Below are 1831 nucleotides of genomic sequence, written 5' to 3'. Positions count from 1 at the left end.
GGGTGTCGTGCCGTTCCTCAAGATCGCCAACGACACCGCCGTCGCGGTCAACCAGGGCGGCAAGCGCAAGGGCGCGGCGTGCGCGTACCTCGAGACGTGGCACGTCGACATCGAGGAATTCCTCGACCTGCGCAAGAACACCGGTGACGACCGCCGCCGCACCCACGACATGAACACCGCGAACTGGGTGCCGGACGAGTTCCTCCGCCGCGTCGAGGCCGACGCGCAGTGGACGCTGTTCTCGCCGAACGAGACCCCGGACCTGCACGACCTCTACGGCAACGAGTTCTCCCGGCGCTACCGCGAGTACGAGGCCGCCGCCGAGCGCGGCGAGATCAAGGTGTTCCGGCGCGTCCGCGCGGTGGACCTGTGGCGCCGCATGCTGACCATGCTGTTCGAGACCGGCCACCCGTGGATCACCTTCAAGGACCCGTGCAACCTGCGCTCGCCGCAGCAGCACGTCGGCGTCGTGCACTCGTCCAACCTGTGCACCGAGATCACGCTGAACACCAACAGCGAAGAGGTCGCGGTCTGCAACCTCGGCTCGGTCAACCTGCTCAAGCACGTGACCCCCGAGGGCCTCGACACGAAGCGCCTCGAGAAGACCGTGCGCACCGCCGTCCGCATGCTGGACAACGTGATCGACATCAACTTCTACACGATCCCGGAGGCGCGCCGCTCCAACCTGCGCCACCGCCCGGTCGGGCTGGGGCTGATGGGCTTCCAGGACGCGCTGTTCGAGCTGGGCCTGCCGCTGTCGTCGGAAGCCGCCGTGCAGTTCGCCGACACGAGCATGGAGCACATCTCCTACTACGCGATCTCGGCGTCGACCGACCTCGCCGAGGAGCGCGGTCAGTACCAGTCGTTCGAGGGTTCGCTGTGGAGCAAGGGCATCCTGCCGATCGACTCGATGCAGCTGCTCATCGACGCGCGCCAGGGTGACAACCTCGACGTCGACCTGTCCACGACGCTGGACTGGGCGCCGCTGCGCGAGCGGGTCAAGACCGTCGGCATGCGCAACTCCAACGTGATGGCGATCGCGCCGACCGCGACGATCTCCAACATCTGCGGGGTCGGCCAGTCGATCGAGCCGCTGTTCCAGAACCTGTACGTCAAGTCGAACATGTCCGGCGACTTCACCGTGGTGAACCCGCACCTGGTCCGTTCGCTCAAGGCGCGCGGGCTGTGGGACGAGGTCATGGTCAGCGACCTGAAGTACTTCGACGGCAGCCTCGGCCAGATCGACCGCGTGCCGGACGACCTGAAGGCGCTGTACGCGACGGCGTTCGAGATCGAGTCGAAGTGGCTGGTGGACGCGGGTTCGCGGCGCCAGAAGTGGATCGACCAGGCGCAGTCGCTGAACCTGTACATCGCGGCGCCGAGCGGCCGCAAGCTCGACCAGCTGTACCGCTACGCGTGGCACAAGGGCCTCAAGACCACGTACTACCTGCGGGCGCAGTCCGCGACGCACGTGGAGAAGAGCACCCTGCGCGGCACCGACGGCAAGCTGAACGCCGTCTCGGCCACCCCGGCCCCGGCCGCGGCCGCTCCGGCTCCCGCCCCGGCCCCGGCCCCGGCGCCGACCCCGTCGCCTTCTCCGTCGCCCAAGCCGGAGCCGGACGTCGACTTCGTGGCCACCGAAGGCGCCGCCTGCCGCATCGACGACCCCGACTGCGAAGCCTGCCAGTAAGCCTCCCGCGGCTTGTCGTGAGTGGTAATTAGGGTTCTAACCCTAATTAAACAAAAACAACCCCCCCACCCGAAGTGTTTGTGAATTACAAACTGGGGAAAAAGGAAACAGAAAGGAAGAAGGGGGTGTATGGTGAGAGTG

Annotated in this window: 1 protein-coding gene; it reads left to right on the top strand. The window is 66.6% G+C overall.

Features of this window, described 5'->3' with window-relative positions; all coding sequences use genetic code 11:
- A partial coding sequence (locus ACWEVN_RS47760; protein ID WP_452055696.1) for a ribonucleoside-diphosphate reductase subunit alpha occupies positions 1-1690 on the top strand: 1690 nt, incomplete at its 5' end.
- Between the last annotated feature and the right edge of the window lie 141 nt (positions 1691-1831).

The organism is Amycolatopsis sp. NPDC003861 (assembly GCF_053605405.1).
This window is presented reverse-complemented; position numbering and strand designations above follow the sequence as displayed.